General features: G+C 65.6%; 7 protein-coding genes. 5 read left to right on the top strand and 2 right to left on the bottom strand.

What is annotated here, in order from left to right:
* Both G365_RS0119510 and G365_RS0119515 read right to left on the bottom strand, forming a co-directional pair.
* On the bottom strand, positions 1 to 831 hold an 831-nt coding region (locus tag G365_RS0119510; protein WP_019647213.1), incomplete at its 3' end, for a TonB-dependent receptor.
* Between the two features lie 335 nt (positions 832 to 1,166).
* Entirely contained in the window at positions 1,167 to 2,699 is a 1,533-nt protein-coding gene (locus tag G365_RS0119515; protein ID WP_019647214.1) for a glycosyl transferase family protein, read from the bottom strand.
* A 143-nt stretch (positions 2,700 to 2,842) separates the two neighbouring features.
* On the opposite strand from G365_RS0119515, the gene G365_RS0119525 reads away from it, so the two are divergent.
* The 5 genes from G365_RS0119525 (at position 2,843) to G365_RS23340 (ending at position 7,499) form a co-directional block, all read left to right on the top strand.
* A complete protein-coding gene (locus G365_RS0119525) occupies positions 2,843 to 3,784 on the top strand; it encodes a siderophore ABC transporter substrate-binding protein (protein ID WP_019647216.1) in 942 nt (313 codons plus the stop codon).
* Between the two features lie 18 nt (positions 3,785 to 3,802).
* Positions 3,803 to 4,798 carry an ABC transporter permease gene (locus G365_RS0119530; protein WP_019647217.1) on the top strand — a complete coding sequence of 332 codons (996 nt, stop codon included), beginning with the start codon at positions 3,803 to 3,805 and terminating at the stop codon, positions 4,796 to 4,798.
* Entirely contained in the window at positions 4,785 to 5,735 is a 951-nt protein-coding gene (locus G365_RS22500; RefSeq protein WP_019647218.1) for an iron chelate uptake ABC transporter family permease subunit, read from the top strand. Before G365_RS0119530 ends, G365_RS22500 begins: the two co-directional genes overlap by 14 nt.
* Positions 5,705 to 6,490 (top strand): iron ABC transporter ATP-binding protein, encoded by a 786-nt coding sequence (locus tag G365_RS0119540; protein WP_019647219.1) that lies wholly within the window; start codon positions 5,705 to 5,707, stop codon positions 6,488 to 6,490. The genes G365_RS22500 and G365_RS0119540 overlap by 31 nt, the downstream gene beginning before the upstream one ends.
* 76 nt (positions 6,491 to 6,566) lie before the next feature.
* Complete coding sequence (locus G365_RS23340; RefSeq protein WP_019647220.1) at positions 6,567 to 7,499, top strand: helix-turn-helix transcriptional regulator; 933 nt, start codon at positions 6,567 to 6,569, stop codon at positions 7,497 to 7,499.
* The last annotated feature ends 29 nt before the right edge of the window (positions 7,500 to 7,528 follow it).

Below are 7,528 nucleotides of genomic sequence, written 5' to 3' on the forward strand. Positions count from 1 at the left end.
TTTTTCACCCTTCAGGTAGGAATAGTTCAGGTGCCAGGTGGTCGCTTCACCGATCCCGACGCCGATGTCGGCGGCAAACCCTTTGCGTTCGGCATCAATGTTATTGCGGTCGGCCACGTCCTGCGACTGGTACAGGGCATTCAGCCGCACGGCGGAGGTGTCGGTGATTTTGTGGTTGGAATCCAGCGTCGTACGGTACATGGCACCGGTGCCGATGCTCTGTTCCAGATGGTTGGTGTTGTCCAGATGCGCTTTTTTGCTGGTCTGGTTGATCAGCCCGCCGGAGGTGCCGACCCCGAACCCTTCCCCTGACGGCCCCTTGATCACCTGCACGCTTTCCGTGTTGAAGGAATCGCGGGTGTAGACGCCAAAGTCTTTCAGGCCGTCGGTGTAAATATCGCCGCGTGCGGTCAGGCCACGGATGCGGAACTGGTCGCCGGTCTGCCCGCCCTGACCTTCCCCGGCGGACATGGTGATGCCGGGCACATTCTTCAGCACCTGCTCCAGCGTGGTGGCGCGCTGCTGCTGGATGATCTCTTCCGGCACCACGTTGATGACGCGCGGGGTCTCTTTAATGGTGGCGGGCAGGCGCGACATGCCGGTTTTGGCAGAATTGATGTTGGTAGGCTCGGCTTCCGGGGTCTGGGCATTGACGCTCATCGGCGCCAGCACCGCCGGATCCGGGGTGGTGACGGGCGCTGACCCGGCCCCGCTGCTGTTGGCGGTCTGGGCCTGTGCGGTGGCCGGCAGGGCGGCAAACCCCATCGCCAGACCGGCGGTGGCCGCGCCGGACAGAAGGGGCCGCAGCGGGGAAGGGGGAACCTGTGACATCGGGGGAGGACTCCAGAAAGGCCGGAACAGCAGCGTCGGCGACGCATCAGTGCCGCTTTCTAGCAACGGGGGGGATCCTGCTTCAATCGGGGATTCTTAGAGCTGATCTAAATTGCAGCCAGCGCATTATTCCCTGCGAGAGGCCGGACAGGGGAATACCACCCGTGGGGGTGTTCTCAGGGCAGGAGAATTTTCTGATCTGTTCTTTATAATCATGGGGTTATCTATCATTTTTGAAAGACGTTCCGCTTTGGGAAGGGGCGGGACAGATCTATGTTGCCAAAGTGCAACACGCTTCTGAAAATGATAATGACTGGCAATATCAAGAATGCAGGTCATCCCTTGCGGTTGATCAGTCCGGCCCGCTGCCCGTTTTGTAGAAAGGACAGGGACTCTGCGGTGGGGGCGTGCCGGTCCCGCCACAGCCGGGTGGCAAGGTCCATGGCCTGACTGAAGCTGTCCAGCGGTGTTCCGGGCAGTGACAGCAAGGCAAAGGCGGCGGTGCCGATCACTGTCAGTTCGGCCCGGGTGTCGCGGATACCGCCGGTCCAGACGCTGTGCCAGTATTCCAGATTGGTGCCGCGCGGGCGCGGGGTCGGCGGGGGCTGATGCATCTGGGCCGGGATCACCACATCGTCGGCCAGCCCGTCGGTCAGGCGGTGGATGGTGGACAGCCGGAATGGTGAAAACTGTGCGACGTCACGGGTGCCGCCCAGAACCGACAGGTTCTGCCAGCCCAGCAGCCGCGCCGTATCGCGGTGCAGGTCTTTATAGGTGGGCTTGGCCACTCCCAGCAGGCTGGTGCGGCTGTCGACCGGCTTCAGCATATGCACGGTCTCAAAGACCGGGGAGCGTACCTCCATCAGGCCATGCAGGCCGAGCAGCCGGTAAATCTGCGGCGCGAGGGAGGCCAGCGGAATATAGGCAATATTGGTTTCAATCAGGGCCTGTCCGATCTCCTGCGCGGTGGTGCAGACCGGAATGTCCAGCGACCGGGCAATCAGCTGATAACGGCCGGAGGTCTGGCCGGTCCCGGTGCTGCCGTGCAGCACCACTTTCAGCCCGGCCCGGGCCAACAGGCGGGCGGCGTGAAAGAACCACGGCGGATTGTGGTAATTGGGCGAGGTGTAGCACGGCCAGTCCAGATCCGCGCTCAGCCCGGTGCCGACCCGGGCGGCAATATGGCTGCGGGCCGCCCGCACAAACCCGGCCAGTTCCGGCGCGGTGGAACCCCGCAGCCGCATCATCCCGAACAGGGCGCCGATCTGCACCGGGTCGGCCTCGCCGGACAGGATGATCGACAGGGCTTCTTCAGCCTCGTCTTCGGTCAGGGGGCGACCATTGCCGCCCCCGGCAATCCCCAGCACCCCGATATGCCGGGCCAGCCGCCGGTGGGGTGGGGCGTCAGCGGGGGTGCGGTCGAGCTTGCGGATCAGGTCCTGCGCTGACGGTTCACCGTCAAGCAGATGGGCCGGGCGGACCGCCAGCGGCGGGGCCGGAATATCGGTGGGGACATTCCACTGCGGGTCCAGCGGGCTGTCGCCGGGAATGGAGGGCAGGGCGGTGGTGAACAGCGCGTCCAGACTGGCGGCCACCGCCCGCACCCGGGGGCGCAGGGCCTCGGCAAACGGGGTCGGCACCAGACCCCGCCCGGACCGGACAAACAGCGGGTCGCCCAGTTCTTCCCGCAGCTGGGCCAGCAGGCGGCTCATCGCCGATGTCTGAACACCAAGATCCTGCGCGGCCTGTGTGACATTCCGGCGGGACAGCAGGGCATCCAGTGCCACGGTCAGCCTGCCCCGGGTCAGGGCATCGGCGGGGGGCTGCCTGTCTGGGGCCGGTGTCTCCGGCCCTGTCTTTTTCACCATCGGGAACTCCTGCGGCAACCGTTGCGCGGACAGCAATTTAGAGAGGCTCTAAGAATAACCCGCAGCCGGGAGGGCTGTCGACGTTGACTTTGAGAATCATAATTAATATCGTGCGCACGTAATCAGGATCAAGGAGTTCCTTCATGCGCCGGTTCAGCCTGTCTTGGGTCGCTGCGGTTATGGCCTCGCTCAGTCTTGGCGGCTGCTGGGGGGATGACGCCCCGGCCCCGGTGGCGACGCACACGGTGGTGCATGCGGCGGGGACCAGCGAAGTGCCGGTGCAGCCGAAAAAGGTGATCGTCTTTGATACCGCAGCGCTGGATACGATGGATGCCCTCGGCATCCCGGTGGCCGGGGTACCGCGCAACAACGTCACCCTGCCGCCGTTTCTGCGCAAATACCAGCAGGGGGACCATATCAACGCCGGTGGTCTGTTTGAGCCTGACTTTCAGGGGTTGAGTGCCGAGGCCCCGGATCTGATCATCGGCGGGGGGCGGGCCAAGAAGGCACAGGGGGAGCTGAGCAAGATTGCCCCGACGCTGGATCTTGAGGTGGACGACAGCCGCCTGATGGCCAGTCTGCGCGAACGCACCCTGCAGATCGGTGAGATTTTCGGCCGCACCCCGCAGGCTGAGGCCGCCCTGACCACGCTGGAACAGGCGGCGGCGGCGGTACGGACCAAATCGGCAGCGGCAGGAACGGCGCTGGTGGTGATGATCAATGGCGGGCGGATGTCGGCCTATGGTCCGGGCACTCGGTTCGGCTACCTGTATGACGGTCTGGGCTTCAGACCGGCGCTCGACCTGCCGGAGAAAGGGCTGCACGGCAACCCGATGTCGTTTGAGCTGCTGTTGCAGGCTGATCCGGACTGGCTGTTCGTCATCAGCCGGGATGCGGCGATCGGGACCAAGGGCGCTGCCCCGGCCGAGCAGGTGCTGGATAATGAGATCGTCGCCCGCACCAAGGCCCGGCAGGCGGGCCGGATTGTCTATCTGGACTCGGCAGAACTGTATGTTGCCGGTGGTCTGCAGACCCTGCTGCACCTGACGCAGACGGTGGAGGCCGCCCTGTCGGCCCCGCGCTGACCGGGGGCGGATAGACTGATGCGGTTTTCTCCGGTGCGGTTTTTTCCGATACGCTCCCGTCTGGCCCTTCCGGCGGCCTTGATGGCCGTTGTGCTGCTGTCGGCCCTGAGTATGGCGGTCGGCACCGGGGATATTCCGTGGCGGCTGCTGCTGACGGATCCGGGGGCGGGGGATCTGTTGCTGATCACCCGCTGGCCGCGCACGGCAGCCCTGTTGCTGGCCGGAATGTCGATGGCCCTGTGCGGACTGATCATGCAGCAGCTGACCCAGAACCGCTTTGTGGAGCCGGGGACCGCCGGGACCGTTTCTTCCGCCGGGCTCGGCCTGCTGGTGATGGGCATTTTCTGGCCGGCGGCCCCGGTGGCGGTCAAGATGCTGGCCGCAACCGGATTTGCGCTGGCCGGAACCGCGCTGTTCCTGCTGATTGTCAGCCGTCTCCCGCTGCGGTCGTCGCTGCTGGTGCCACTGGTCGGCATCATGCTGGGGGCTGTCGTCGGGGCGGCCACGGTGTTTCTGGCGGTGCGGTTCGAGATGCTGCAGTCGCTGGTTGGCTGGATGGCCGGGGATTTCTCGGCGGTGCTGCGCGGGCGGTATGAGGTGCTGTGGCTCTCCGGCGGGCTGATGCTGCTGGCCTATGCCGTGGCCGACCGCTTCGCGGTGGCGGGCATGGGGCGGGATGTGGCGGTGACGCTGGGTCTCAATTACCGCGCCACGCTGGCGCTGGGTCTGGCGATTGTTGCTGCCGTCAACGGCATGGTGACGGTGGTGATCGGAACCCTGCCGTTTCTGGGGCTGATCGTACCCAATCTTGTCAGCCTGATGCGGGGGGATTCGGTGCGGGGCAACATTCCGTGGGTCTGCGTGCTGGGGGGCGGCATTGTGCTGGCCTGCGATATTGTCGGGCGCGTGGTCCGCGCCCCGTATGAGGTGCCGGTCGGCACCGTGCTGGGGGTGTTCGGGGCGCTGCTGTTTCTGGGTGTGCTGCTGACGGATCGTGCCCATGCCCGCCCCTAAGACCCGTCTTCTTCTGCTGCTGGGGCTGACACTGGTGGTCTGTGCCCTGTTCATGACAGTCGGCCTGCGGGGGCGCCTGTCTTACGTGCTGGCATACCGGGCGCAGGTGATGGCGGCGATGGTGCTGGTTGCCGTCGCGGTCGGGGCCTCGACCGTGGTGTTCCAGACCCTGACCCGCAACCGGATACTGACACCGTCGGTGATGGGGTTTGATGCGCTGTTTGTGCTGGTCCAGACCGCAGTGATTTTCTTTCTCGGCACCGGCGGCTGGACCGGCTGGCCGCCCCTGCTGCGGTTTGGTGTGGAAACCGCGCTGATGGTCGGCTTTGCCTGCCTGCTGTACCGCTGGATGCTGTCAGGGCCCCGCCGCGATCTGTACCGCCTGCTGCTGGCCGGGCTGGTCTGCGGCATTCTGTTCCGCAGCCTGTCGGAGCTGATGCAGCGGATGTTGGCCCCCACCGAGTTCAGTGTTCTGCAAGGGCGTCTGTTCGCACAGCTGACCCTTCCGGCAGGCGATCTGACCCTTGCCGCCGGGGCGCTGGTGCTGACAGCCGGGGCGCTGCTGTGGCGGTCGCGGCGGGAGCTGGACGTGATGGCACTGGGGCGGGAAACCGCCGTGGCGCTGGGGGTCGGTCATGACCGGGTGGTGACGCGGATGCTGATCCTGATTGCGGTGATGGTCTCGGCCTCGACCGCGCTGATCGGCCCGCTGACATTTCTGGGCTTTGTGGCCGCCACGCTGGCCTATCAGCTGGCGGGCACCACCCGCCACGCCGTGGTGCTGCCCTTTGCCACCCTGCTGGCGGTGGTGGCCCTCGCCGGGGGCCAGATGGTGCTGGAATACGGCTTCGGGATGGCCGGAACCCTGAGTGTGGTGATTGAATTTGCCGGGGGAAGCCTGTTCCTGTGGCTGCTGGTGCGGAAGGGGCGGATGTGATCGAGGTTCGGAACGTCAGCAAGGTCTATGGGGCCCGCCGGGTGGTGGAGGATGTCTCCTTCACTCTGCCGCCGGGGGGCGTGGTATCGCTGATCGGCCCCAACGGGGCGGGCAAATCCACCCTGCTGTCGGTGATGGGGCGGCTGTTGCCCGCCGATGGCGGGCAGGTGCTGCTGGATGGCCGCGACGTGGCGGCGACCGACAGCGCGGCGCTGGCCCGGCGGCTGTCGATCCTGCGGCAGGAGAACCATTTTGTCAGCCGCCTGACCGTGCGCGATCTGGTGGCCTTTGGCCGGTATCCCTATTCCGGCGGGCGGCTGACCGCTGAAGACCGGGACAGGGTGGCTGAGGCACTGGCCTTTCTGGACCTGACGGCGCTGGCGGACCGTTATCTGGATCAGCTGTCAGGCGGGCAGCGCCAGCGGGCGGCGGTGGCGATGGTGTTATGCCAGAATACCGATTACATCCTGCTGGATGAGCCGCTGAACAACCTCGATATGCGGCATGCGGTGGCGATGATGCGCCTGATCCGGCGGGCTGCCGATGATCTGGGCCGCACCGTGGTGGTGGTGATTCACGACATCAATTTTGCGTCGGCCTATTCTGACCGGATTCTGGTGATGAAGGACGGGCGCCTGCAGCACGACGGCCCCCCGGCTGAGATCATGCGCCCCGACCTGCTGGAGGCGGTCTTTGAAATTCCGGTTCAGGTCCGGCAGATTGAGGGGCAGGCTGTTGGCATCTATTACCGGTGACCGGGACTTTCCGGTTGCAAGGCAGATCATGTGATGCAATTAATAATCATAATCATTTTATCGCATGAGGTGTCCGGTGACACAGCGCCTCTCTGCTGCCTGCCATGTTGACTCCCGCCGTCTGCAGGCATTCTTACCGGTCAGCGGTGGCTGGCAGGACAATACACTGGCGCCGCAGGGCGGACAGATCCGGTTCCGGACTGGTCGCCTTGCCGCCGGGATCACGGCGACTCACAGCGTCTGTACCCTGAAGGATGATTTTCGCAGCCGGGTTGAGCATAGCGGCCCCACCTGCGTGCTGGGGTTCGGTCTGTCCGGTGGCAGCCTGTTCGGCATTGACGGTGCCCCCCGCTATGAGGTCTGCCCCGGCGATGTCTGGCTGTTTCAGGGGCAGGATCTGGCGATGGACCGGCTGACGACACGGCGGGCCGGGGGGCGGATGCTGGCCCTGAAGTTTGATCTCGGCCGTCTGCAGGGCCTGCTCGACGATCTGCCGGGGCAGACCGGTTGCCGGGCCCTGCGGCTGGGGCGTCACACCCCGGATGCCGATGGGGTGACCGCCCTGCTCAACAATCCGCTGCTGACCCCGCTGGACCGGCTGCGGGCGGAAAGTCAGGCCCTTGGCCTGCTGGCGCACTGGCTGATGCCGGTGCCTGACCCGCTGCCGGGGGGCAGTCTGGCCCGCGATGAGCAGCGCGGGGTGGTCCGGGCGATGGATCTGCTGGCGTCCAGCCTGTCCGCGCCCCCGCCGCTGGAGGAGCTGGCGCGGGAAGCGGGGATGAGCCACACCCGCCTGAACCGTTGCTTCCGCAAGGCGTTTGGCAAGACAGTCTTCGCCTGGCTGCGCGATTACCGGCTGGATCTGGCCTGCCGCTATCTGGTGGACGGGCGTTACAGCGTGACTGAAATCGCTTTCCTCTGCGGGTTCAGCAGTTCCAGCCATTTTGCGGCGGCGTTCCGTCAGGCTCACGGCTGCCAGCCGGGACAGTTCCGGCGCGGGGCGTCCTGATCCCCTGTGAAAGGGCAGGAGGGTGCGCC

Source organism: Novispirillum itersonii subsp. itersonii ATCC 12639, from assembly GCF_000381985.1.
Taxonomy (GTDB): domain Bacteria; phylum Pseudomonadota; class Alphaproteobacteria; order Rhodospirillales; family Rhodospirillaceae; genus Novispirillum; species Novispirillum itersonii.

Bases quoted from the DNA above. Each gene is read 5' to 3' on its own strand.
- G365_RS0119515 (WP_019647214.1), bottom strand. From the start codon at position 2,699: ATGGTGAAAAAGACAGGGCCGGAGACACCGGCCCCAGACAGGCAGCCC.
- G365_RS0119525 (WP_019647216.1), top strand. From the start codon at position 2,843: ATGCGCCGGTTCAGCCTGTCTTGGGTCGCTGCGGTTATGGCCTCGCTC.
- G365_RS0119530 (WP_019647217.1), top strand. From the start codon at position 3,803: ATGCGGTTTTCTCCGGTGCGGTTTTTTCCGATACGCTCCCGTCTGGCC.
- G365_RS22500 (WP_019647218.1), top strand. From the start codon at position 4,785: ATGCCCGCCCCTAAGACCCGTCTTCTTCTGCTGCTGGGGCTGACACTG.